Origin of the sequence: Microbacterium testaceum, from assembly GCF_001476285.1 — a bacterium.
In the GTDB taxonomy this organism is placed as follows: domain Bacteria; phylum Actinomycetota; class Actinomycetes; order Actinomycetales; family Microbacteriaceae; genus Microbacterium; species Microbacterium testaceum_B.
Window position 1 is genome coordinate 21,055 of record NZ_LDRU01000060.1, and the last position, 21,179, is coordinate 42,233.

Consider the following 21,179-nt stretch of genomic DNA (forward strand, 5'->3'; position numbering starts at 1 on the left):
TCGTCAGGATGGAAGCCACGACGCCGGGCACGGACGCCCGCACCGAGGCGAGGGGGCCGGATGCGAAACCTGAGACGGATCGTGGCCGGGGCCTCGGCCCTCGCGCTCGCCGGTACGCTCGGCGCCTGCTCCGCGGGCGACGGGGTGCCGACCCTCACCTGGTACATCAACCCCGACGACGGTGGTCAGGCCGAGATCGCGGCATCCTGCACCGAAGCCGCCGACGGCGCGTACCGCATCGAGACCTCGCTTCTGCCGCGAGACGCCGCCTCGCAGCGCGAGCAGCTCGCGCGGCGCCTCGCAGCCAGTGACCGCTCGCTCGACATCATGAGCCTCGACCCTCCGTTCATCCCCGAGCTCGCCGAGCCCGGATTCCTCGCTCCGGTTCCCGACGAGCTGCAAGACACCGACGGGATCGTCGAGGGGGCGGTGCAGTCCGCCAGCTGGAACGGGGAGCTCGTGACGGTGCCGTTCTGGGCCAACACGCAGCTGCTCTGGTACCGCAAGTCGGTCGCCGAAGCCGCCGGTCTCGACATGACGCAGCCGGTCACGTGGGACCAGATCATGCAGGCCGCGGAAGACCAGAACAAGCAGCTCGGGGTGCAGGGCGCGCTCGCCGAGTCGCTCACGGTCTGGATCAACGCCCTCGTCGCCTCGGGTGGTGGCAAAATCCTCGAGGATCCCGAGGCCAAGCCCGACGAGATGCAGCTGGGCCTCGAGTCCGACGCGGGCAAGAAGGCGGCCGAGATCATCGGGCGCATCGGCTCGTCGAACCTCGGCGGCCCGGGGCTGCCGACGGCCGACGAGAACGCGAGCATGAACCTCTTCCAGGGCGACAACGGATCGTTCATGGTCAACTGGCCGTTCGTCTACCCGGCCATGCAGGGCGCGGCACCCGAGGTCGTCGAGGACCTCGGCTGGGCGGTCTACCCCCGAGTGGATGCCGGGACCCCGGCCGCCCCTCCCGTCGGAGGGATCAACCTCGGCGTCGGTGCGTACAGCGAGCACACCGACCTGGCCTGGCAGGCCGTGAAATGCATCGTCAGCCCCGAGAACCAGGCGCAGTACTTCGTCACCAACGGCAACCCGCCCTCGAACCTCGCCGCGTACGACGACGCCGAGGTGAAAGACAAGTTCCCGATGGCCGACACCATCGCGGAGTCGTTGCAGCTCGGCGCGCCGCGACCCCAGACGCCGTACTACAACGAGATCTCGATCGGACTGCAGCGCACGTGGCATCCGCCGAACGCCGTGAACCCCGACACGACGCCGCAGACCTCGACCGACTTCATCCTCGCGGTGCTCAGAGGGGAGCGACTGCTGTGACCGATACGATCACCCGCGCCACGAGGCGCGAGCAGCCGGCGGAGCCCAAGAAGAAGCGGCGCTCCGACCGGGCCCGTGCCGAGGCGCGCCTCGGGTGGATGCTCGCCGGCCCCGCCTTCGGCATCATGCTCCTGGTCACGCTCTACCCGATCGTGCAGGCGCTGTGGGATTCGCTGTTCAGCCTGCGCCTCACCGCGCCCGACGACCGCGAGTTCATCTGGTTCCGCAACTACCAGGTGATCCTCGGCGATCCCGCGTTCTGGCAGTCGATGGGCGTGACACTGTTCATCACGGTCGTCACCGTGCTGCTGGAGCTCATCATCGGCTTCGGCTTCGCCCTCGTCATGCACCGGGCGATCAAGAAGCTCCGCGGTTTCGCCCGCACGGCGATCCTCGTGCCGTACGGCATCATCACGGTCGTCTCGGCGTTCGCGTTCTTCTACGCCTTCGACATCAACTCCGGCGGCTATGTGAACAGCTGGCTGTCGTGGATCCCCGGTTTCGACGAGAACCTCAACTGGTTCGCCTACCAGGGCACCTCGTTGACCGTGATCATCCTCAGCGAGGTGTGGAAGACGACGCCGTTCATCTCGCTGCTGCTGCTCTCGGGTCTCGCGCAGGTGCCGGGAGACCTCGAGGAGGCGGCGAAGGTCGATGGGGCGACCGGCTGGGAGGTGCTGCGCCGCGTCATCCTGCCGAACATGAAGGCCGCGATCATGGTCGCCGTGCTCTTCCGCACGCTCGAGGCGTTCCGCATCTTCGACAACATCTTCATCATGACCGCGGGTGCCAACGACACCGAGGCGCTGTCGCTGCTGGCCTACAACACCTCGATCGGGCGGCTGGAGATCGGCCTCGGCTCGGCGATCTCGGTGCTGCTCTTCCTCAGCGTCCTCATCATCGCGGGCATCTTCATCAAGGGCTTCAAGGTGGACCTTTCCGCAGGGAGGAATGGATGATGCGTGCAATGACCTGGCCCCAGCGGATCATGTGGCTCGTGATCATCGCGGTCGTGCTGGTGTGGTCGCTCTTCCCGGTCTTCTCGATCCTCATGACGTCGTTCAAGACGCAGGCGGGCCTGTTCTCCGGCACGCTGCTGCCCACCGAATGGACGCTCGACAACTACGCCACGATCCTCGCGCCCGGCGGCAGCGCGCAGGACCTCTTCCTCCCGGCGCTGCGCAACTCGATCGGCATCTCGCTCATCGCGACGTTCGTCGCCGTCGTGCTGGCGACGCTGTGCGCGTACGCGATCGCGCGCCTCGACTTCCCGGGCAAGCGCATCATCCTCACCACGGCGCTCGCGGTGTCGGTGTTCCCGATCGTCTCGATCGTGACGCCCCTGTTCAACCTGTGGCGCGTGATCGGTCTCTACGACACGTGGCTCGGCCTGATCATCCCGTACCTGTCGCTCACGCTGCCGATCTCGATCTGGACGCTCGCGGCGTTCTTCCGGCAGATCCCGTGGGAGCTCGAGCAGGCGGCGCAGGTCGACGGGGCGACCCCGTTCGAGGCGTTCCGCAAAACGGTCGTCCCTCTCGCGGCCCCCGGAGTCTTCACCACCGCGATCATCGCGTTCTTCATCGCGTGGAACGACTTCGTCTACGGCATCTCGCTGACGTCGACGGATGCCGCCCGCCCGGTGCCCGCGGCCCTGTCGTTCTTCACCGGGGCCTCGCAGTTCGAAGAACCCACCGGCGCCATATCGGCCGCCGCCATCGTGGTGACGATCCCCATCGTGATCGTCGTCGTCATCTTCCAGCGTCGGATCGTCTCGGGCCTGACCCAGGGCGCGGTCAAGGGTTAAAGGAGCAGCACGTCATGGCATCCATCACTCTGAACAGAATCGTCAAGACCTACGACGACGGTTTCACCGCGGTCAAGGGCGTCGACCTCGACATCGCCGACGGCGAGTTCGTGATCCTCGTCGGCCCCTCGGGGTGCGGCAAGTCGACGCTGCTGCGCATGATCGTGGGGCTCGAGGACATCTCGGACGGCGAGCTCAAGATCGCCGATGAGGTGGTCAACGACAAGGCGCCGAAGGATCGCAACCTCGCGATGGTCTTCCAGAACTACGCGCTGTACCCGCACCTGACCGTGTACGAGAACATCGCGTTCCCGATGCGGCTGAAGTCGAGCGACCTCGACGACAAGGAGATCGACGAGCGCGTGCGCCGCGCCTCGAAGCTGCTCGAGCTCGACGAGCACCTGGAGCGCAAGCCCGCCAACCTCTCGGGCGGTCAGCGCCAGCGCGTCGCCATGGGCCGCGCGATCGTGCGCAACGCGAGCGCGTTCCTGTTCGACGAGCCGCTGTCGAACCTCGACGCGAAGCTGCGCGGCCAGATGCGCACCGAGATCGCGCGCCTGCAGCGCTCGCTCGGCATCACCACCGTCTACGTCACGCACGACCAGACCGAGGCCATGACGCTCGGCGATCGGGTCGCGGTGCTGCGCCGCGGCGAGCTGCAGCAGGTCGCGAGCCCCCGGGGGCTCTACGACCAGCCGGTGAACCTCTTCGTGGCCGGATTCATCGGCTCGCCGCCGATGAACTTCCTCAGCGGAACCGTCGACGGGGACGTGCTGCGCCTCCCGATCGCCGACGTGCCGCTCGACGACCGGCTACGCAAAGCCGTCGAGGGCCGAGACCTCGTCATCGTGGGCGTGCGCCCCGACGCCTTCGAGGACGCCGACTCGACCGAGCGCGATCTCACCGGCGGGGTCACGGCCGAGCTCGACATCGAGATGACCGAGTGGCTCGGCGAGGTGCTCTACGCCTACGTGCCATACGAAACCGACGCGACGGTGAAGGACAAGCTGTCGGAGCTCGACCGCGACCTCGACGGCGAGAGCTTGCGCACCGAGCTCGTCGTCGCCCTGGATGCCATGAGCTCGATCCGCGCCGGGGATGCCGCGCGCCTGTGGTTCTCACCCGACTCACTGCACCTGTTCGACCCGGAGACGGGCGTGAACCTGACGCGCGACGAGGCGAAGGCCGAGAAGCTCGAGGAGGACGCCCGCGCGGCGCGCAAGCGCGCGCTGGAGCGGGCGAAGGAGCGCGCCGCCCGAGAGGACGCGTCGGCGTCGCGCTGACCGGTGGCGGTGCCGCGCTGAGCGGCGGGCCGAACTCCTGAGATTTCGGGGCCCGCGGACTCTCCACGACACTCCCGACGCCGGGAGACGCCGTTCTCTCAGGAGTTTCGCCCGCGTCAGACGGTCGAGCCGACCTGTCCCACCCAGCTGTAGAACGCGACGAACGCGGTCGCGCCACCGAGGGTGACGAGACTGCCGAGAATCCCGGGTGTGATCCGCGGACGCGCAGCCGCGACGGTCGAGAGCACCAGGGCGACGCCGAGCACGAGCTGCGCCACCCAGTAGACCGGGCTCGTCGTCTCGCCGACGACCGTGAGACCGTACACGCCCTCGCCGATGAGGACCGCCGCGACGGGCGCCGCCGCGAACGGCTTCCACGAACCCGGCCCCCAGCGCAGGAGCGAGGCGGACAGGCCGATGACGGGACCGGCGAAGAGTCCGATGATCGTGAAGGTGTCCTGGAACGGTTCGGCGTAGTAATAGCCCCGCCAGCCGGAGACGATCCGGTACCCCTCGATGAGCAGCACGAACGACACGACGCCGAGAGCTGCGGCGAGTGGGGGCCGCGCCCGCGTCAGCCAGACGAGACCGAACGCGAGGATCGTCCAGCCGCCGGCCGAATTGGCGAACGACACGAGAGCCTCGGGGAGGACGCTCTGGCCGACGCTCGTGAGCCCGCCGAGGGCGATCGAGGCGGCGGCGACGGAGAGGGCGGGGACGAGCCAATGGCGGGGGTGCACATTCCCACGCTAGGAATCCGCGGACGCGCGGGCATCAGCCGAGGGAGGGCAGGAAGTCATCCTCGAGACGGATATCGCCGCCGTAGGCTGGGGCGATGGGGGAGTGGCATCCGGACATCCTCGGTGGGGGCTTCGAGCAGCAGACGCTGCCGCTCGGTGACGATGTCGACGGGGAGGTCGTCGCGACCGTCGTGCGGTTGCGGCCTCATCCGGGAGCCCGCTTGTTCGGTGAGTTGCGCGACACCGACGTGCTTTATGTGCACGGATGGTCGGACTACTTCTTCCAGACCGACCTCGCCCGGTTCTTCACCGACCGCGGTGCCCGCTTCTACGCCCTCGACCTCCGCAAGTACGGTCGCAGTCTGCGATCCGACCTCGCGCCCGGATACGTCGCGTCTCTCGACGTGTACGACGCCGACATCGCCGCGGCTCTGGATGCCATGGCCACCGTGCGCGAGGGGCGCCGGCTCGTGCTGTTCGGGCACAGCACCGGCGGTCTGACGCTCACGCTCTGGGCGGCTCGGCACCCCGGGGTCGCCGACGCGCTCATCCTGAACAGTCCCTGGCTCGAACTGCAGCTCGGGCCGCTCGGGAGGCAGGCCCTCGCCCCGCTCGTCAACGCTCGCGCGCGGTTCGACCCCCTCGGCACGCACCCGGTCGTCGACCTCGGCTTCTACACCCGCGCGCAGCGCGATCTCGGGACGCTTCCCGACAGCCCCGAGGGCTGGCGCCCCGCTCAAGGCTTCCCCACCCACCCGGGCTGGTTGGCCGCCATCATCGCGGGGCACGCGCGGGTGGCATCCGGTCTCGATGTCGGCTGTCCGACCCTCGTGCTGCTGTCGGCCCGCTCGACGGTGGCGTTGAGCTGGAGTGACGCGATGCGCGAGACCGACTCGGTACTGGTCGTCGACGACATCGCTCGGGCGGCGACCCGCATCGCCCGTACGGTCACGATCTCCCGCGTCGAGGGGGCCCTCCACGACGTGTTCCTGTCGGCACCCGAGGCGAGGGATGCCGCGTACGCGGCGCTCAGGGACGGGATGCGAGGGCTAGCGTAGAACGCGATCGAAGGAGACCCATGACCCTCACCGCCACCGAGCGCTACCGCGCCGCCCGCGACGAACTCCTCGCGGCCAGGACCGACCCCGACCGCGCGGCGGCGTTCACCTGGCCACGGTTCGAGGGACCCTTCAACTGGGCGATCGACTGGTTCGACCCGATGGCGCGCGGCAACGACACTCCGGCTCTGATCGTCGTCGACGATGACGGCACCCACCACCAGCGCACCTTCGATGAGCTCGCCCGCCGATCGGATCAGGTGGCCGCGTGGTTGGCATCCCGAGGCGTCCGTCGCGGAGACGCGGTGCTGCTCATGCTCGGCAACCAGGTCGAGCTGTGGGAGGCGATGCTCGGCATCATGAAGCTCGGCGGCGTGATCGCGCCGACGACGACCGCTCTCGGCGCCGGCGACCTCGCCGACCGGATCGAGCGGGCCGAGATCCGGCACGTCATCGTCGGAGCCTCGGATGCCGAGAAGTTCGACGACCTGCCCGAGGGTCTCGGCCGCATCGTGGTGGGCGGTCAGCACGCGGGATGGGCCGCGTACGGCGACGCGTTCCTCGCCGAGGCGGAGCCCGCGCGGCATCCGGAGACCGTCGCCGACGACCGCCTGCTGCTCTACTTCACGTCGGGGACCACGTCGAAGCCGAAGCTCGTCGAGCACACGCACGCGTCGTATCCCGTGGGGCACCTCTCGACGATGTACTGGTTGGGTCTCCAACCCGGCGACGTGCACCTCGCCATCAGCTCGCCGGGGTGGGCGAAGCACGCGTGGAGTCTCTTCTTCGCGCCGTGGATCGCCGGGGCCACCGTGCTCGCCCTCAACTACTCGCGCTTCTCGGCCGAGCGTCTGCTCGACGAGCTCGAGCGCGACCGGGTCACGACGTTCTGCGCTCCGCCGACCGTGTGGCGCATGCTGATCCAGGCCGACCTCACCGGGCGGCGAGGGGCGCTGCGCGAGGTCGTCTCGGCAGGCGAGCCGCTCAACCCCGAGGTCATCGCGACCGTGCAGCGCGCGTGGGGCCTTGACATCCGCGACGGCTACGGCCAGACCGAGATGACCGCCGTCGTCGCCAACACCCCGGGTGCGCAGCTCGTCCCCGGGTCGATGGGACGCCCGTTGCCGGGCTGCCCCGTCGTGCTGATCGATCCGGTGACCGGAGAACCGGCCGACGAGGGCGAGATCTGCCTCGACCTGTCGGTGCGGCCGCTCAACCTCATGACGGGCTATGTCGGCGACCCGGAACGCAACGACGAGTCCACCGCGAACGGTCTGTTCCACACGGGCGACGTGGCGCGCCGCGACGACCTCGGCACGATCACGTACATCGGCCGCACCGACGACGTGTTCAAGTCTTCGGACTACAAGATCAGCCCCTTCGAGCTCGAGAGCGTGCTCATCGAGCACCCCGCCGTGGTCGAGGCGGCCGTCGTTCCCGCCCCCGACGACCTGCGTCTCGCGGTGCCCAAGGCCTATGTCGTGCTCGCCGCGGGCTTCGAGGCCGGCGAAGAGGTCGCGATCGACATCCTCCGCTACGCCCGCGAGAAGCTCGCCCCGTTCCAGCGGCTGCGCCGCGTCGAGTTCCTCGAACTGCCGAAGACGATCTCGGGCAAGATCCGCCGCGTCGAACTGCGTCAACGCGAGGAGGCCGCGGTGCGCGGGGAGGTCACCCCGGTGGAGTGGCGCGACGACACGCTCCGGGGATGACCCGGCGCGCGTGGACCATCGCGGCGTCGCTCGTCGGCGTCGCCGCGGTCGTCGCCGCGTCCCTCGTGCTCTCGCACGGGGCGACACCGGATGCCATGCCCTCCGCATCCGCGACGGCACCGTCCGCGACTTCCACGCGCACTTCGTCGCCGCGTCCCTCGCCGTCGATGACGCCCACGCCGTCCCCGACACCGTCCCCGTCGACCTCGGGGCTGCTGCGGATCCCGCGCGACGCGAAGGGCAACGCGCGCGTGCTCGTCACGGGTGACTCGCTCGCGGCCGGATTCTTCGCCTCCACCGAGGCGCAGGGCTTCTCGTCCCTCGTCACGGGAGCATTGGGGCGTGTCACGCCGACGACGGTGTCGCGCGCGCATCAAACCCTCTCGACGGTCGCGGGTGTCACCGAGGTCCCGCCCGACCTCGATCTGGCGGTGATCGAGCTGGGGACCAACGATGTCGGCATCCCGACCCCGCTCGCGGATTTCGAAGCGCAGTACGGCGATCTGCTGGGGCGGATCCGGACGTCGTCGCCGGACGCTGCCCTCGTCTGCCTCGGCACCTGGACCGCCGACGGTGCGGCCTACGACGAGACGATCGCGCGTGTCTGCGCGGCGAACGCCGGGCGATACGTCTCGCTCGCGGGTCTGTTCGCCCTGCCCGAGCTGCACGGGCCGGACGGCCGGGACACCTTCGCCGGACCGGGGGACGACTTCCACCCCAACGACGCGGGACACCGAGCGATCGCCGACGCCGTTCTCGCGGTCCTCGCGCGCTGATGGTTGCGCACGGCGCCTCCGGTGCCGAGAATCGCGTGGTGAGCGAGATCCTGGATGCCGGTCCCTTCTTCCACGGAACGAAAGCCGCCCTGCGGGTCGGTGACCTGCTGACCCCGGGCTTCCGATCGAACTATCGGCCCGAGATCGTGATGAATCACGTGTACTTCACCTCGCGTCTCGACGGGGCGGGGCTGGCCGCCGAGATCATTCCGGGGGACGGACCCCCGCGCGTGTACGAGGTCGAGCCGACGGGAGAGTTCGAGGACGACCCGAACGTCACCGACAAGAAGTTTCCCGGCAACCCGACGCGGTCGTTCCGCAGCGCCGCACCGTTGCGGATCGTCGCCGAGCGCGACGACTGGACCCGCTTGACCCCCGAGGCTCTCGAGACGTGGCGGCGACGCCTGACCGAGATGCGCGACGAGAGAGCCGAGATCATCAACTGACCGCCCGGTTCACACCGGCTCGGTCGTGCGGATCAGTCCGCAGTTCACACACGACCACGCGACGAGGAAGCGTTCGTCGTCGAGGATCTCGAACGACAGCGGATCTCCGCACGTGGGGCACCGGCGCGGATCGGGAGTGCGCTGACGCATGACACTCAGGCTGCGCGCGGTGTCGCACGAGTGGGTCGATAGGCTCGGGGGATGCCGGACGCCCCTCGCCCCTCCGACGCGCGGACGCTCCACATCGTGGCGCTGGTGCTGGCGGTTCTGTCGGTCGTGGCGTTCTTCACGCTGACCGGCGGGGTGATCGACTATCTGATCATGATCGCGTGCGCGGGAGCGGCGGTGTTCTTCGCCATCAGGGGAGTGCTCCGCCCCGGGACGCTCCGGTGGGTCGTGCTCGCCGCCGGGATCGTGTCGACGCTCATACTCGTGACGTCGCTCGGTCTGCTCGTCATCCGCGTGACGCGGGTGCTGACGTCCGACGCCCCGTTCTAACGGGCGTAGTTGACGTGGATGACGCCGCTCTCGGCGACCTCCGACGTCACGGCGTAGCGCTGGTCGAGGCCGCGCAGGCCGTCCCACAGGCGGTCTCCCTGTCCGAGGATCACCGGGCGGACGGCGACGTGCAGGCGGTCGACGAGATCGGCCTCGAGCGCGGACCGAACGGTGGACAGCCCGCCGCCGATCCGGACATCCGCATCACCGGCGAGTTCGCGAGCCCGGGCCACGGCATCCGTGATGTCGTCTGACGTGAACTCGAACCGCGTCCCGTTGTCGAACGTGATCGGTGCGCGCTCCCGGTGGGTCAGAACGAGGACGGGAACGCGGAACGGCGGCTCGTCTCCCCACCAGCCACGCCAGTCGGGATCGTCGGGGAACGAGTGGAGTCCGAACATCGCCGCGCCCATCACCTCAGCGCCGATGCCCTCGAAGTACGCCGCGGCGTAGCGGTCGTCGACCCCGGTGGTGCCGGCGCCCGAGGTGTCGCCGAAGACGCGGGCGCGGAACGTCCGCGTCGCCATGTAGTCCTCGACGAGCCGGCCCCAGTCCTCGCCCATCGGATTCTCGGGCGTCGGGTCGGCGGGCGCCGCGACTCCGTCGAGCGAGATGTTCAGATCGACGCGGACGGCCATGGCATCCCCTTTGCGGAACCGGTCAGTGGTGATGCGTGAATCGTACGCCGGTGGCCCTATCCCGCCGAAAGGGGGACAGACATCGGCCATGCTCCGCCGTACGGTGGATCCCTTACTCGCTTCGACGACGCAGCGCTCCCCGCACGATCTGACCGTTCAGGAGCACCGATGTCTCGCCCACGCACTGTCACCCACGCGTACCGAATGCCGGGCGGGTGGGAGAAGATCGATCGGCAGGCTCTCACCGCCGACCACGCGGAGGCGCTTCGCGGCGAGGGTTTCACTCTCGTCCGCGCTCGCCGCGGCTGGTCCGATACGCGGGAGATCTCGCTCAGCCTCTTCCTGGCGAAGCACGGCTAGATCGAGCGGCTCCGGGTCCCCGCGCGAGTCCCCGAATCGGGCCGTACTCGTCGGCGGCGAGCTGACGGCTTCTGGTGGCCGACTGGTCGGACCCGCTGCGCATGCTGCACCGCGTCCAACTACCATGGAGGCATGACCCCGCGAGACAGGCCGACTCTCGCCGATATGACGTCGTGGGTTCATCACTACGACGAGCACATCGCTGCCACGCCGGCTCGAGTGGTCGCGCACGGCGATCCTACGCAGGAGGGCCCGGGGATCGTTCTTGTCTATCTGAAGTACGCGCCCGCAGCCGTTTACCTCCAACTCAACGCGAACGGCAAGTGGGCGGCCACCCTCACCGAGCGCACCGACGAGCTGACGGGCACGTCGCTCGATCTCATCGGTCTCGGAGAGGAAGTCACGGCCGCGGGGCGGCTGTGCGCGTACCTGCAGGAACGCACGGACGCACTCGTCTGAGCTCGCTGCTCGGCACATTCATCTGCCGACCTCGCTGCTCGCGGGCACGAGATGCGACGTGGCATCCGCCGCGGCTGCAGTCGTCGTTCACGCTGAACACGTACGCCCACCTGTGGCCGTCCGCGGAGGGAACAACGCGAGCGGCGACCGCGGACCTCATGGTCTCCATCGCCGCTCTTGCGGACTGTCCGCGGGCTCCGGGCGAAAAGCCCGGGTCAGCGCGACTTCTTACCGGTAGTTCGTGAACTGCAGATCCACGTCGAGGTCGGCGGCCTTCAGCAGACGCTGAACCTCTTGCAGGTCGTCGCGCGACTTCGACTGGACGCGCAGTTCGTCGCCCTGGATCTGCGACTTCACGCCCTTGGGGCCCTCGTCGCGGATGATCTTGCCGATCTTCTTCGCGATCTCCTGCGAGATGCCTTCCTTGAGCGTGGAGGTGATGCGGTATTCCTTGCCGCTCTGCACCGGCTCGCCGCTCTCGAGGCTCTTCAGCGAGATGCCGCGCTTGATGAGCTTGGTCTGGAAGACATCGAGCACCGCGTTCGCGCGCTCTTCGGAGTTCGCTTTGATGACGATCGACTCGCCGCTCCAGGCGATCGACGCGTCGGTGCCTTTGAAGTCGTACCGCTGCTCAACTTCTTTGTGAGCCTGGTTCAGGGCGTTGTCGGCTTCCTGTCGATCGATTTTCGAGACGATGTCGAATGAGCTGTCGCTTGCCATCCCACCAGTTTACAACCGCGGAAAATCAGGCCTCGGGGACTTGTGCCCGACGACGATGAGAGCCACGCATACCCGAGGGCACCCCGGATCGCGGATACTGCGCCTGCTACAGCGGCAGCCCCTGCGACTGCCCCGGCGGCTAGGGCGCGTGCGGCGCTGCGTGTCCGACCGCGTCCTGCGTGTCCGGCCAGCCGGGCTTCGGGGAGCGGTCGTCGTCGCGCCCGAGCGCGCCGGTCCAGGATGCCGACTGCCCGCCGTCGCGTCCGCGTACCTGCCCCGGTTGCACGCCCGTGTAGCGGAAGCCGCTCTTCTGGGCCACGCGCATCGACGCGACGTTGCCGAGGACGCACTCCCAGAGCACCTCGTCGATGGCCGTGCGCGCGAAGGTGGCGTCGATGACGGCGTCGAGGGCCTCGGGCATCAGGCCGCGACCACGGTGCTCGGCCCCGAGCCAGTAGCCGACCATGCCCCACGGGACGCGGACGCCGATCACGCCGCGCAGGGGGCCGGCATCCGAATCCCGGATCGCCCAGGTCCACTCACGGTCCTCGGCCCAGCCGTCGGCGACGTACCCCTCGATGAATCCGACCGCGTCGTCGCGGGTGTACGGCCACGGGGTGGTCATGTAGTGCTCGAAGACCGGGTCGGCGCAGTACCGGGCGATGTCGTCGACATCGGCGAGCGTGGGCTGATTCAGGACCAGGCGTGCGGTGCGCAGCGAGAACGGCGTCATCGCCGCAGCCTACCGATGCGCTCGTAAACTCGGATGCCATGCGAGCACTCACCGAGAACGAGGTCCGGGACGCGTTCATCAACGCCACCCCCGACGAACTGCGTGTCATCGCGATGCCCCACGATTTCGTGCTGACGGATTGGGATCACCTCGACTTCTTCGCGTGGCGCGACCCGAGAACCCGTGGGCGCGGATACGTCATCGCTGAGCGCGACGGCGAGCCCACCGGTGTGGTGCTGCGCGCCGCCGAGGGGCAGTCGCGCGCGCGGTCGGCGATGTGCAATCTCTGCCACACGATGCAGCCGGGGGATCAGGTGTCGCTGTTCACCGCCCGCAAGGCCGGGGCGGCGGGGGAGCAGGGCGACACGGTCGGCACGTACATGTGCGTCGACCTCTCGTGCCACGAGACCGTCCGCCTCGCCGCGCCCCTCGCCCCGAGCGAGATCCGCGCCAGCGTGGATCGCAGGATCGACGGAACGAAGCGGCGGACCGAGGAGTTCGTCGATCGCGTGCGCGAGGTCGCCGACATCGCACGGTAGGCACCCGGCATGGGATGCCCAGGGTGGTTGGAGGCATCCCTTCCGGGATAGTAGAGTGGTCTATCGCGCCTCCGGTCGACTGCCAAAGCCGGGCGGGTGCGCACTTGGCGAGTTACCCAAGCGGCCAAAGGGATCTGACTGTAAATCAGACTGCATTGCATTCGGGGGTTCGAATCCCTCACTCGCCACCAGCGTGACGTCCCGCGACATGAGGTTTATGTCGCGGGACGTTCTGGTTTCCGAATCTTCGCGTCAAAGCTGAGCGACCGCGTTCTCGATGCGGCTTTCCATGACCGCGATGCTGTTCTGTTCTCAGTGCCTCAGCGACGCGAGAGCCTCGGCACGCGGCAGGGGCACGTCCTCGGTCACCGCGTCGTACCGCCGGATGCGACCCGCTCGGTCGAAGGCCGACCAGCCGGGGTCGCCCGTCTTCGCGAAGCGGACCCAGTCGGCGTGCATGTGATCGGCGAGCTCTCGCGGCGCATCCGTGCCCGTCATGCGCTGTGCCGCGGGGTCGTCGAGCGCGTCGAAGGCGAACGCGATGTCGAGCGCGTGCGCCGCGCCCAGCTCGGGGAGGGGGCTCGGCCACGCGAATTCGTACACGAAGGTCGGCGCCGTCCGCGCTGTCGCGATCTCCACCGCGGGTGCCCGCAGGAGGTGATCGGTGAGGATCTGGCCGATGACCTCCCCGTCGCTCGCGTGCGGAAAGGCGCGTCGGTACGCGCCCCAGGTTCCGCGCGGGAGGCGTTTCGCCATCGCGAGGAGCGCGTACGCGCGACCGTTCAGTCGCGCGAGCGCGTCGGCGGAGAGGAACAGGCGGTACTCGTCGGTCGTCGTGCCGATGACCACGGGCACCTCCGCCGTGCGGAGCGCGCGCCGCGGCGACGTGGGGAGCGAGGCGGGATCGACGCTGGCGGCGAATCCCGGAGCCCCGCGGAGGAACGTTCCCCCCGCGACCAGCCGATCGCGCGTCTCGACCAGCCGCTCCGGTGAGACCTCCCGCAGAGCGGCGGCGGTTGGCGGGATGCCGAGGGCTCGGGCGATATCGCGCGTCGGACGGGCGGCGCGCCGAGGCGTCTCCGCGTCGAGAGGCCCCGACTGGATGATCGCTCCGGCGATCAGGGGGCGGAGGTCGTCGCGAGCGAGGAGTGCCGCGACCATCGCCCCGCCGGCGGACTCGCCGAAGATGGTGATGCGAGACGGGTCCCCGCCGAAGCGGTGGGCGTTGCGATGGGTCCATCGGAGGGCCTCGGCGGCATCGGCGACGCCGAGGTTGCGCGGCGCGTCGGGTAGCACCGAGAAGCCCTCGGCCCCGAGTCGGTAGTTCGCCGAGACGAAGACGACGCCGTCGCGCGCGAACGGGAAACCGTCGTAGGTGCTCAGCGCGGCGGTTCCGCGCTCGAACGCGCCGCCGTGGAACCACAGCATGACAGCGGCCCCCTGCGCCTCCTCCGGACGCCAGACGTTGACCGTGAGGATGTCGTCTCCCGGAACGATCGTCGAGGCGAGGTAGGTGCCCGCCAACCCCGTGTACGGCGACTGGGGAGACGTGGGCCCGAAGGCGGTCGCGTCGCGCGCGCCGCTCCATGCAGAGGCCGGCACGGGGAGGGCGAACCGGCGTTTCCCGAACGGGGCCTCGGCGTAAGGAATGCCGAGGTAGTGTTCGACGCCGTCGCTCGCCTCTCCGACGACGGTCCCCGACTCGATCTCAGCGATGGGTCTTGGCATCCGGACGTCCTTTCTTCGCGGTGAGCGCCGAGTCCAGAGTCAACAGCACGAGGCTCGCCCACACGAGCGCGAAGCCGATCCATCTCTCGGCGGTCATCGGCTCCCCGAGAACCCACACGCCGATGGCGAACTGGAGGAGCGGTGTGACGAACTGCAGCAGACCGATCACCGTGAGGGGTACGCGCCGCGCGCCGGCGGCGAACAGGAGCAGGGGGACGGCGGTGACCGCCCCCGCGAGAAGCAGAAGCACGGCGTGAGGGAGCCCGGCGTGGCCGAGGGTCAGGCCGCTCGTGGTACCGACGATGATCAACTGGACTACGGCGACGGGGAGGAGCCAGAGGGATTCGAGCGTGAGCCCGCTCACCGCGTCGACGGCCGGGCCGATTGTCGTCTTCACGAGCCCGTAGAGGGCGAACGTGGCAGCGAGGATCAACGCCAGCCACGGGACGCGACCGTAGCCCGCGACGATCACGGCGACGGCGACGCCCGCGATGCCGATCGCGATCCAGGGGAGCACGCGGAGGCGTTCGCGCAGCACGATCACCCCGAGCAGCACCGTCATGAGAGGGCTGATGAAGTACCCCAGGCTCGCCTCGATCACCTGACCTGTCAGCGTCGCGATGACGTACGTCTGCCAGTTCGCGTAGATGAGCACTCCCGCGGCGACGGTGAGGCCGCGAAGGCGGGGTCGGCGAAGCACCTCGACGACCTTCCGCCACGTGCGCGTCATCGTGAGCAGGAGCGCGCAGAACGCGAACGCGAGCGCGATGCGCCACGCGACGAGCTCGAACGGCCCGGTCGGCGCGAGGAGGACGAAGTACAGCGGGAGCAGGCCCCAGAGGATCTCGGCGGCGAGGGCGGAGAGCGCGCCCCGCGTTCGGCCGCTGGGGGCAGGGGAGGAGAGCTGCGTCCCCCGCTGAGCGCGGAGCGTCATGTGGCCGCCTCGTGCGTCTCGTCGGTCCCGAACGCGCGGCGGATGACCGGGCGAGGGAGGATGGGGCCATGCCGCGTCGCCCCCATACCGCCCTCATCCTCGAAGCGAACGCCGAGACCCTTGCCCCGGTCGTCAGCGCGGACGGGCTCAATGCCCGCGGAGCGATGCAGGCCTTCATCACCTGGGCGACGTCGACATCCCGCCGGGAGGAGCTGATCCGGCGAAGCGCCTTCCCCGTTCCCGACGACATGCTCGCGTTCCTCGTCGTCAGCCAGCTCGCCTATCAGGGCTCGGCCCGGCCGACCGAATTGGCCAACGCGACGCGGACCGGGCGCTCGAACCTCAGCAAGGTCCTGCGCCGCCTCGAGGAGGTCGAGTTGGTGGGACGCATGGTCAACCCCGACGACGGGCGCGAGACCAGGGTCGCGCTCACGCCCACCGGCCGCGAGGTGGCAGAACGAATCATCGCCGCGGCGGAGACCGACTACGCCGATGCGACCGCGGAATGGACCGAGGAGGAGCGCGTCGTCTTCAACGACCTCTTCGTTCGCCTGGTCCTCGACCTCGACCGCCGCGTGGGGGGCGAGATCCGACGCTTCTCGGGCGCGCCGTGGAGTGTGTCGCCCCGACCGTGGGATCCGCGTTCGTAGGGCGATCGTCACGAGGCTCCCTTCCTCCGAGGTCCCTCTGGCAGAGGGTTGATTGTCCTGGCGACAATTACGATAGCCTCTTCACGCTCCGGACGCTGCACTGCGTCCGTGGCATCCCCGCGTCTCCTCGGGCGCGTGAGGGTCATCGCATCCGGCAGTCGCCAGAAAGGAATTCACTGTGACCACTTCCCCCTCCCCGACCACGCGCGTTTCGCAGCCCGCCCCGTCGGGAGATTTCCCCGGGCGAACTCTGGGGATCGTCGGCTTGATCGTGTCGTTCTTCGCGAGTCTCGTCGGCCTGATCATCTCGATCGTCGCCTTGAAGCAGTCGAAGGACGCCGGCTACAAGAACACTCCCGCTCTCGCGGGCATCATCGTCGGCTCCGTGACGCTCGTCCTGGCGGTCATCTTCTTCGCCACGTCGCTCGCTGCCCTTTCCGTGGGGTCGACCGGCTACTGACGTGGCGGCGTCCTCGCCGGCACGGCGCGATGGCGGGCAGGGGGGCGGCGAGTGCGATGTTCCGTGTCGGCGAGGGCGCGCGACATCGCGCGTGACGGGCTGTGGATCGATGGGGGCGTCGGTCGTGCCGGTGCCGATCGCGGGGCGAGGCCCGGCCGGCTCAGCGCGCCTGTTCGAGGAGAATGCGGGACTTCGACTCGAGGAAGCACAGGAGCGAGCCGAGCACGGTCACCTCGTGCCCGAGGTTGACGAGGTCGGCGGCTCCGAGCTCGATCACCGCCTCGCGCGGCTCCATCGTGACCTTCCACGTGCCCTCGCCGCCCGTGACCGGCTGCAGGTAGCTGATGGTGTTGGCGCGGCTGAGGTCGACGACGATCAGTCCCGCGTCGGGGTCCTGGTCGTCGTCCTGCTCGAGGACGCGGATCTCGCTGCCGGTCAGATAGCCGCGCGCGAGGAACTCCGCGAGCCACTCATCGAGTGTCTCTTTGTCGAGCAGTTTCCGGACCGGCACGGGCGTCTCATTTCTCGCGAGAGAACGAGAAGACCCGTTCCCACCGTCATTATGACGGTCGGAACGGGTCTCGCGTGCGGTGTGCTATCAGGCGGCGCGGACCGGCCGCGTCGAGGGTCTCGCCGGCGAGGCCGACGCGGAGGTTCGCGCCGGCATGCGGGAGGCCTCTTCGGCTGCTTCCCACGTGCGCACGTCGACGTTGAGGCCTGTCGCGGAGTTGGACTGGTCGGCGAGAGCGCGCAGGTAGTCGCCGCTGAGTTGCTCGGGCTCGGGGGAGTCGAAGACGAAGCGAAGCGGGATCGACGGCTGGAGCCAGATCGTCGAGCGGCCGGTCTCGTCGTCGGCTCCCGACCACGTGAGGGTGAAGGACTCTCCGCGTCGGAGCTTGGTGGCCGTGATGACCTTGATGTAACCGAGCAGGCGGTCCGGCAGGGTGACGGGCGCAGTGTCGGATCCGTAGTAGAGCTTTGCCATGGCGATCTCCTTCTCTGGGTCGTTGGGCGGGGCTAACTGCTAACTTAGCAGGTAATTCACGAATTTAAATAAATTCATGAAACGTTCAGCGATCTGGCTATGCTCGAAGAGAGGCCAGCCGGGGCCGCAAGGGAGATCGACCATGTCCGATGCGTCATCCGCCCTCATCGAAGCCCTCGCCGAGTACGTGGAAGCGGGGCAAGATGCCCTGGTGGCGGCCCGGAAATCACTGAGCGTCAGCGAGCTCGAGGCGCGTGCGATCCGCAGTATCGGCGCTCATCCCGGCATCCGTCCGTCCCTGCTCCGAGAACACCTGGATGTCACCTCGGCCGGTGTCACCACGCTGGTGGATCGGCTGGTCGGCCGGGGTGTGCTGCGCCGCGAGCTCGACGTCGAGGACCGTCGGGTGAATCACATCTTCCTCGAAGTCGATCTGGATGCCGAGCCGTGGTCGGCGCTCGGGCGTTTCGACACCGAGGTGCACGCCGCCATCCGCGCGGAGTCGTCCGAGGCGTTCCACGGCTTCGCCGACCTGCTCCGCCGCGTCACCGCGCGGGCGCAGGCGCGGATCTGACGCGACCGCCCTCGAGGCGGACGAGGTGTGTTGCGCAGGCGATGAGCGCCTCGTCGTGGCTCACGCAGACCACGCTCGTCCCGCGTCGCGTCTCGTCCGTGATCGCTGTGCGAATGAGTGCGCCGCTGTGGGTGTCGAGTCCCGTGGTCGGCTCGTCGAGGAGGAGAAGATCGGCGCCGGACGCGAGCCCCTGCGCGAGCAGCGCTCGTTGCCGTTGACCGCCCGAGAGGGAGGAGAAGGGATGTCGGGCGAGCGGCGTGATGTCGAGTCGCGCCATCGCGTCGTCGACGGCCTGTCGTCTCGCGGGTGATGACGGCCGGCGGGGGGAGGGTGCTCCCCATGTACCCACGGCGACCATCTCCCGAACGGTGAGTGGCAGGCGGTCCGAGATCGCGGCGCGCTGAGGAACGAAGGCGCGGGTGCGTCCTCGCGGGTCGACCTCGCCCGCGGTCGGCCGTCGCGCGCCGGCGAGCACTTCGAGGAGGGTCGATTTCCCTGCGCCGTTCGGGCCGACGATCGCGGTGAGGGCTCCCGCGGCGATGTCGAGATCGACGTCGTCGACGGCGCGAACGCCGGAGAACTCGACACGGATGCCGCGGAGCGACGCGGAGAGGGGGGTCATGGCATCCATCCTATGAGTTTGAGAATCGTTCTCATCAACGCTACGGTCGTGCCTCGTGTCCTTCCTCACCGATCCGTTCTCGTTCGAGTTCGTGCAGCGCGCGTTCTGGGGCGGCTCGCTCGTGGCGATTCTGTGCGGCATCGCCGGGACCTGGGTGATCGTGCGCGGGATGGCCTTCCTCGGTGAGGCTCTCGCGCACGGGATGCTGCCCGGCGTCGCCCTCGCGACCGTGCTGGGGGTGCCCGTCCTCTTCGGCGCCGCCGCGAGCGCGGTGGTGATGAGCCTCGGCATCGGGGCGCTGCAGCGCCGCGGACGCCTGTCGTACGACACGAGCATCGGTCTGCTGTTCGTCGGCATGCTCGCGCTCGGCGTGATCGTCATCTCGCACGCCGGGAGCTTCGCGACGGATGCCACCGCCATCCTCTTCGGCGACATCCTCGCCATCGGGGTCGACGACCTCGTCGTGCTCGCGGTCGCCGTCGCGCTCGGGGTGGTGACGGCGGTCGCCGCGCATCGCCACCTCGTCGCGCTCGCCGTCGACGAGCGGGTCGCGCGCGTGCTCGGTCTGCGTCCCCGGCTCGCGCAGACCGCGCTCATCGGGCTCGTCACGCTCGCGGTCGTCGCCTCGTATCAAGCGGTGGGGTCGCTCCTGGTCGTCGGTCTGCTCGTCGCTCCCGCGGTCGCCGCTCGTCCGTGGACCCACCGCATCCCGACCACGATGGCGCTCGCCGCGGTGATCGGCGTCGCCGCGGTCTTCGTGGGACTGGTGGTCTCGTGGCACGCCGCCACCGCGGCCGGCGCGACCATCGCCGCCACCGCCATCGCCGCCGCCGGGGTCTCCGGCGCGCTGCGCTCCGTCCTCTCGCCGCTCCGGCGCCGGGTCGTCTCGGCCGTTCCTGTTCCCGTCTGACGCAGAAAGCCCCCATGCTCCACCGCTCTTCCCCCCGTTCGTTCCTTCCCACCGCCCTCCTGCTCTTCGCGCTCACCGGTTGCGCGGCCCCGACGGCTCCCGCGTCAGAGCCCTCGCGCGACACCCACGGCGACATCGACGGCGCAGCGGAGCTCGCCGAGCCGGCGCTCGGCCTCACCTCGATCGACGGGGACGGGCGCGTGTCGCACCTCGATCTGCTCGACGAGACGACGGCCGATCTCGGCACCGTCCGCGCTCCCGTCGCGACGCACTCCGACGGGCGCTATCTCTTCTCGGCCGACGACGCCGGGGTCTCGATCGTCGACAGCGGCGTCTGGACCTGGGATCACGTCGACCACTTCCACTACTACCGCGCCGAGGCGCGGATCCTCGGCGATGTCGCGGGGGAGGGAGTCGCGACCGTCGCCACCTCGAACTCCTCGACGACCGGCGGAACGGGTCTGTTCTTCCCCGGGTCGGGGGAGGCCGTGCTCCTCGACACCGAAGCGCTGTCGAAGGGCGAGATCGCCGAGACGTTCCGGTTGACCGTCGACCCCGGACCCGGACTGGTCGTGCCCGCCGGGTCGTTCGCCGCGGTGGCCGCGGGCGACGAGGTCACGCTTCACGCCGCGGACGGCACACGCGTCGGCGATCCGACCGCGTGCCCGAGTCCCGCCGGCACGATCACCACCCGCGTGGGCGCGGTCATCGGATGCCAAGACAGTGCCCTCCTCATCGCGGTCGAAGACGAGCAGCCCGTCGTCGAGCGCATCCCTTACCCCGCGGGGTCGACCGCTCCGCGCGCGACCGCGTTCGCCAACCGCGAGGGCCGACCCACGGTCGCGGGCGTCGCCGAGGGCGCGGGCGTGTGGCTGCTGGACACCCGCGAGCGGACATGGACGCTTCTGCCGACGGCCCAGCCGGTCCTGCAGGCCGTCGCGGTCGACGACAGAGATGCGAACGTGCTCGTGCTCACGGCCGACGGCAGCGTGCGGGTGCTGGACGGGGAGACGGGCGCGGAGCGCGCGGCATCCGTCCCGCTCGTCGCAGCCAGTCTCGCCGCGGGGCTTCCGGTGAACCTGGTCGCCGACCAGCAGCGCGCCTACCTCAACGGCCCGGCCGAGGACCGGCTGTGGGAGATCGACTTCGCCGACGGGGCGCGCGTCGCCCGGGAGTTCGCCCCCGAGCGCTCTCCGCTGTTCTTCGCCGAGACGGGACGCTGAC

The 21,179-nt window shown here is 69.3% G+C and carries 27 protein-coding genes and 1 tRNA gene; 18 read left to right on the forward strand and 10 right to left on the reverse strand.

Translation table 11 applies throughout. The features are described from left to right. Positions 1–60: 60 nt before the first annotated feature. From NS283_RS10760 to NS283_RS10775, 4 genes are read left to right on the forward strand one after another with little or no spacing between them, the layout of a single operon-like run. Entirely contained in the window at positions 61–1,326 is a 1,266-nt protein-coding gene (locus tag NS283_RS10760; RefSeq protein ID WP_058596865.1) for a sugar ABC transporter substrate-binding protein, read from the forward strand. Beyond that, a complete protein-coding gene (locus tag NS283_RS10765; protein WP_058596866.1) occupies positions 1,323–2,285 on the forward strand; it encodes a carbohydrate ABC transporter permease in 963 nt (320 codons plus the stop codon). Before NS283_RS10760 ends, NS283_RS10765 begins: the two co-directional genes overlap by 4 nt. Next, a complete protein-coding gene (locus NS283_RS10770; RefSeq protein ID WP_058596867.1) occupies positions 2,285–3,133 on the forward strand; it encodes a carbohydrate ABC transporter permease in 849 nt (282 codons plus the stop codon). Before NS283_RS10765 ends, NS283_RS10770 begins: the two co-directional genes overlap by 1 nt. 14 nt (positions 3,134–3,147) lie before the next feature. Further along, entirely contained in the window at positions 3,148–4,416 is a 1,269-nt protein-coding gene (locus NS283_RS10775; RefSeq protein WP_058596868.1) for an ABC transporter ATP-binding protein, read from the forward strand. A gap of 116 nt (positions 4,417–4,532) precedes the next feature. Here the strand turns inward: NS283_RS10775 and NS283_RS10780 are convergent, their stop codons facing one another. Continuing rightward, on the reverse strand, positions 4,533–5,156 hold the full coding sequence (locus tag NS283_RS10780) for a DUF6518 family protein (RefSeq protein ID WP_058596869.1): 624 nt from the start codon (positions 5,154–5,156) through the stop codon (positions 4,533–4,535). Positions 5,157–5,251: 95 nt separating this feature from the next. Here NS283_RS10780 and NS283_RS10785 point away from each other — a divergent pair, with 95 nt between their 5' ends. The 4 genes from NS283_RS10785 to arr are packed head-to-tail and all read left to right on the forward strand — an operon-like array spanning position 5,252 to position 9,145. Continuing rightward, positions 5,252–6,214 carry an alpha/beta hydrolase gene (locus tag NS283_RS10785; protein ID WP_058596870.1) on the forward strand — a complete coding sequence of 321 codons (963 nt, stop codon included), beginning with the start codon at positions 5,252–5,254 and terminating at the stop codon, positions 6,212–6,214. A gap of 20 nt (positions 6,215–6,234) precedes the next feature. Then, a complete protein-coding gene (locus NS283_RS10790) occupies positions 6,235–7,923 on the forward strand; it encodes an AMP-binding protein (RefSeq protein WP_058596871.1) in 1,689 nt (562 codons plus the stop codon). After that, positions 7,920–8,699, forward strand: coding sequence for an SGNH/GDSL hydrolase family protein (locus tag NS283_RS10795; RefSeq protein ID WP_058596872.1), 780 nt, complete (start codon positions 7,920–7,922; stop codon positions 8,697–8,699). The genes NS283_RS10790 and NS283_RS10795 overlap by 4 nt, the downstream gene beginning before the upstream one ends. Then, a complete protein-coding gene (gene arr, locus NS283_RS10800) occupies positions 8,699–9,145 on the forward strand; it encodes an NAD(+)--rifampin ADP-ribosyltransferase (RefSeq protein WP_428838667.1) in 447 nt (148 codons plus the stop codon). Before NS283_RS10795 ends, arr begins: the two co-directional genes overlap by 1 nt. 9 nt (positions 9,146–9,154) lie before the next feature. Here arr and NS283_RS18915 read toward each other — a convergent pair whose 3' ends face one another. Further along, positions 9,155–9,295, reverse strand: a complete 141-nt coding sequence (locus NS283_RS18915) for a hypothetical protein (protein WP_167539374.1) — start codon at positions 9,293–9,295, stop codon at positions 9,155–9,157. A gap of 51 nt (positions 9,296–9,346) precedes the next feature. Here NS283_RS18915 and NS283_RS10805 point away from each other — a divergent pair, with 51 nt between their 5' ends. Beyond that, the gene (locus NS283_RS10805; RefSeq protein WP_058596873.1) at positions 9,347–9,643 is read left to right on the forward strand and encodes a hypothetical protein; all 297 of its coding nucleotides are present in this window, start codon (positions 9,347–9,349) and stop codon (positions 9,641–9,643) included. On the opposite strand, the gene NS283_RS10810 is transcribed toward NS283_RS10805, so the two are convergent. Next, a complete protein-coding gene (locus NS283_RS10810) occupies positions 9,640–10,281 on the reverse strand; it encodes a dihydrofolate reductase family protein (RefSeq protein WP_058596874.1) in 642 nt (213 codons plus the stop codon). The two genes, NS283_RS10805 and NS283_RS10810, sit on opposite strands and share 4 nt — an antisense overlap. A 168-nt stretch (positions 10,282–10,449) precedes the next feature. Here NS283_RS10810 and NS283_RS18410 point away from each other — a divergent pair, with 168 nt between their 5' ends. Both NS283_RS18410 and NS283_RS10815 read left to right on the forward strand, forming a co-directional pair. Then, entirely contained in the window at positions 10,450–10,641 is a 192-nt protein-coding gene (locus NS283_RS18410; protein WP_081317381.1) for an alternative tryptophan synthase beta-subunit, read from the forward strand. Between the two features lie 132 nt (positions 10,642–10,773). Continuing rightward, positions 10,774–11,100: a hypothetical protein gene (locus NS283_RS10815; RefSeq protein ID WP_153003342.1), complete on the forward strand. Its 327-nt coding sequence runs from the start codon at positions 10,774–10,776 to the stop codon at positions 11,098–11,100. Between the two features lie 228 nt (positions 11,101–11,328). Here the strand turns inward: NS283_RS10815 and NS283_RS10820 are convergent, their stop codons facing one another. Both NS283_RS10820 and NS283_RS10825 read right to left on the reverse strand, forming a co-directional pair. Continuing rightward, a complete protein-coding gene (locus NS283_RS10820) occupies positions 11,329–11,820 on the reverse strand; it encodes a YajQ family cyclic di-GMP-binding protein (protein WP_013585459.1) in 492 nt (163 codons plus the stop codon). Positions 11,821–11,959: 139 nt separating this feature from the next. Beyond that, a complete protein-coding gene (locus NS283_RS10825) occupies positions 11,960–12,553 on the reverse strand; it encodes a GNAT family N-acetyltransferase (RefSeq protein WP_058596876.1) in 594 nt (197 codons plus the stop codon). A 38-nt stretch (positions 12,554–12,591) separates the two neighbouring features. Between NS283_RS10825 and NS283_RS10830 the strand changes: the two genes are divergently transcribed. Together NS283_RS10830 and NS283_RS10835 are read left to right on the forward strand one after the other, a co-directional pair. Then, a complete protein-coding gene (locus NS283_RS10830; protein ID WP_058596877.1) occupies positions 12,592–13,092 on the forward strand; it encodes an FBP domain-containing protein in 501 nt (166 codons plus the stop codon). Between the two features lie 106 nt (positions 13,093–13,198). Further along, positions 13,199–13,283, forward strand: a tRNA-Tyr gene (locus NS283_RS10835). Between the two features lie 121 nt (positions 13,284–13,404). Here NS283_RS10835 and NS283_RS10840 read toward each other — a convergent pair. Together NS283_RS10840 and rarD are read right to left on the reverse strand one after the other, a co-directional pair. Further along, on the reverse strand, positions 13,405–14,820 hold the full coding sequence (locus NS283_RS10840; RefSeq protein WP_058596878.1) for a carboxylesterase/lipase family protein: 1,416 nt from the start codon (positions 14,818–14,820) through the stop codon (positions 13,405–13,407). Beyond that, positions 14,801–15,754 (reverse strand): EamA family transporter RarD, encoded by a 954-nt coding sequence (rarD, locus tag NS283_RS10845; RefSeq protein ID WP_058596879.1) that lies wholly within the window; start codon positions 15,752–15,754, stop codon positions 14,801–14,803. The genes NS283_RS10840 and rarD overlap by 20 nt, the downstream gene beginning before the upstream one ends. Positions 15,755–15,822: 68 nt before the next feature. On the opposite strand from rarD, the gene NS283_RS10850 reads away from it, so the two are divergent. Further along, on the forward strand, positions 15,823–16,404 hold the full coding sequence (locus NS283_RS10850) for a MarR family winged helix-turn-helix transcriptional regulator (RefSeq protein WP_058596880.1): 582 nt from the start codon (positions 15,823–15,825) through the stop codon (positions 16,402–16,404). Between the two features lie 178 nt (positions 16,405–16,582). Continuing rightward, entirely contained in the window at positions 16,583–16,864 is a 282-nt protein-coding gene (locus NS283_RS10855; RefSeq protein ID WP_153003343.1) for a DUF4190 domain-containing protein, read from the forward strand. A gap of 160 nt (positions 16,865–17,024) precedes the next feature. On the opposite strand, the gene NS283_RS10860 is transcribed toward NS283_RS10855, so the two are convergent. Together NS283_RS10860 and NS283_RS10865 are read right to left on the reverse strand one after the other, a co-directional pair. After that, the gene (locus NS283_RS10860; protein WP_058596882.1) at positions 17,025–17,375 is read right to left on the reverse strand and encodes a hypothetical protein; all 351 of its coding nucleotides are present in this window, start codon (positions 17,373–17,375) and stop codon (positions 17,025–17,027) included. 87 nt (positions 17,376–17,462) lie between these two features. Further along, complete coding sequence (locus NS283_RS10865) at positions 17,463–17,849, reverse strand: DUF7882 family protein (RefSeq protein ID WP_058596883.1); 387 nt, start codon at positions 17,847–17,849, stop codon at positions 17,463–17,465. Between the two features lie 142 nt (positions 17,850–17,991). Between NS283_RS10865 and NS283_RS10870 the strand changes: the two genes are divergently transcribed. Further along, positions 17,992–18,423, forward strand: coding sequence for a MarR family winged helix-turn-helix transcriptional regulator (locus tag NS283_RS10870; RefSeq protein ID WP_058596884.1), 432 nt, complete (start codon positions 17,992–17,994; stop codon positions 18,421–18,423). Here NS283_RS10870 and aztA read toward each other — a convergent pair. Beyond that, on the reverse strand, positions 18,395–19,045 hold the full coding sequence (gene aztA / locus NS283_RS10875) for a zinc ABC transporter ATP-binding protein AztA (RefSeq protein WP_058596885.1): 651 nt from the start codon (positions 19,043–19,045) through the stop codon (positions 18,395–18,397). The two genes, NS283_RS10870 and aztA, sit on opposite strands and share 29 nt — an antisense overlap. A 55-nt stretch (positions 19,046–19,100) precedes the next feature. Between aztA and aztB the strand changes: the two genes are divergently transcribed. Then, entirely contained in the window at positions 19,101–19,955 is an 855-nt protein-coding gene (gene aztB, locus NS283_RS10880) for a zinc ABC transporter permease AztB (protein WP_058596886.1), read from the forward strand. A gap of 14 nt (positions 19,956–19,969) precedes the next feature. Next, positions 19,970–21,178: a hypothetical protein gene (locus NS283_RS10885; protein ID WP_058596887.1), complete on the forward strand. Its 1,209-nt coding sequence runs from the start codon at positions 19,970–19,972 to the stop codon at positions 21,176–21,178. Position 21,179 lies beyond the last annotated feature (1 nt).

Excerpts from the sequence above, each read along its gene's own strand:
- NS283_RS10760 (WP_058596865.1), top strand. The coding sequence starts at position 61 with ATGCGAAACCTGAGACGGATCGTGGCCGGGGCCTCGGCCCTCGCGCTC.
- NS283_RS10770 (WP_058596867.1), top strand. The coding sequence starts at position 2,285 with ATGCGTGCAATGACCTGGCCCCAGCGGATCATGTGGCTCGTGATCATC.
- NS283_RS10775 (WP_058596868.1), top strand. The coding sequence starts at position 3,148 with ATGGCATCCATCACTCTGAACAGAATCGTCAAGACCTACGACGACGGT.
- NS283_RS10785 (WP_058596870.1), top strand. The coding sequence starts at position 5,252 with ATGGGGGAGTGGCATCCGGACATCCTCGGTGGGGGCTTCGAGCAGCAG.
- NS283_RS10790 (WP_058596871.1), top strand. The coding sequence starts at position 6,235 with ATGACCCTCACCGCCACCGAGCGCTACCGCGCCGCCCGCGACGAACTC.
- NS283_RS10795 (WP_058596872.1), top strand. The coding sequence starts at position 7,920 with ATGACCCGGCGCGCGTGGACCATCGCGGCGTCGCTCGTCGGCGTCGCC.
- arr (WP_428838667.1), top strand. The coding sequence starts at position 8,699 with ATGGTTGCGCACGGCGCCTCCGGTGCCGAGAATCGCGTGGTGAGCGAG.
- NS283_RS18915 (WP_167539374.1), bottom strand. The coding sequence starts at position 9,295 with ATGCGTCAGCGCACTCCCGATCCGCGCCGGTGCCCCACGTGCGGAGAT.
- NS283_RS10805 (WP_058596873.1), top strand. The coding sequence starts at position 9,347 with ATGCCGGACGCCCCTCGCCCCTCCGACGCGCGGACGCTCCACATCGTG.
- NS283_RS10810 (WP_058596874.1), bottom strand. The coding sequence starts at position 10,281 with ATGGCCGTCCGCGTCGATCTGAACATCTCGCTCGACGGAGTCGCGGCG.
- NS283_RS18410 (WP_081317381.1), top strand. The coding sequence starts at position 10,450 with ATGTCTCGCCCACGCACTGTCACCCACGCGTACCGAATGCCGGGCGGG.
- NS283_RS10815 (WP_153003342.1), top strand. The coding sequence starts at position 10,774 with ATGACCCCGCGAGACAGGCCGACTCTCGCCGATATGACGTCGTGGGTT.
- NS283_RS10820 (WP_013585459.1), bottom strand. The coding sequence starts at position 11,820 with ATGGCAAGCGACAGCTCATTCGACATCGTCTCGAAAATCGATCGACAG.
- NS283_RS10825 (WP_058596876.1), bottom strand. The coding sequence starts at position 12,553 with ATGACGCCGTTCTCGCTGCGCACCGCACGCCTGGTCCTGAATCAGCCC.
- NS283_RS10830 (WP_058596877.1), top strand. The coding sequence starts at position 12,592 with ATGCGAGCACTCACCGAGAACGAGGTCCGGGACGCGTTCATCAACGCC.
- NS283_RS10840 (WP_058596878.1), bottom strand. The coding sequence starts at position 14,820 with ATGCCAAGACCCATCGCTGAGATCGAGTCGGGGACCGTCGTCGGAGAG.
- rarD (WP_058596879.1), bottom strand. The coding sequence starts at position 15,754 with ATGACGCTCCGCGCTCAGCGGGGGACGCAGCTCTCCTCCCCTGCCCCC.
- NS283_RS10850 (WP_058596880.1), top strand. The coding sequence starts at position 15,823 with ATGCCGCGTCGCCCCCATACCGCCCTCATCCTCGAAGCGAACGCCGAG.
- NS283_RS10865 (WP_058596883.1), bottom strand. The coding sequence starts at position 17,849 with ATGGCAAAGCTCTACTACGGATCCGACACTGCGCCCGTCACCCTGCCG.
- NS283_RS10870 (WP_058596884.1), top strand. The coding sequence starts at position 17,992 with ATGTCCGATGCGTCATCCGCCCTCATCGAAGCCCTCGCCGAGTACGTG.
- aztA (WP_058596885.1), bottom strand. The coding sequence starts at position 19,045 with ATGACCCCCCTCTCCGCGTCGCTCCGCGGCATCCGTGTCGAGTTCTCC.
- NS283_RS10885 (WP_058596887.1), top strand. The coding sequence starts at position 19,970 with ATGCTCCACCGCTCTTCCCCCCGTTCGTTCCTTCCCACCGCCCTCCTG.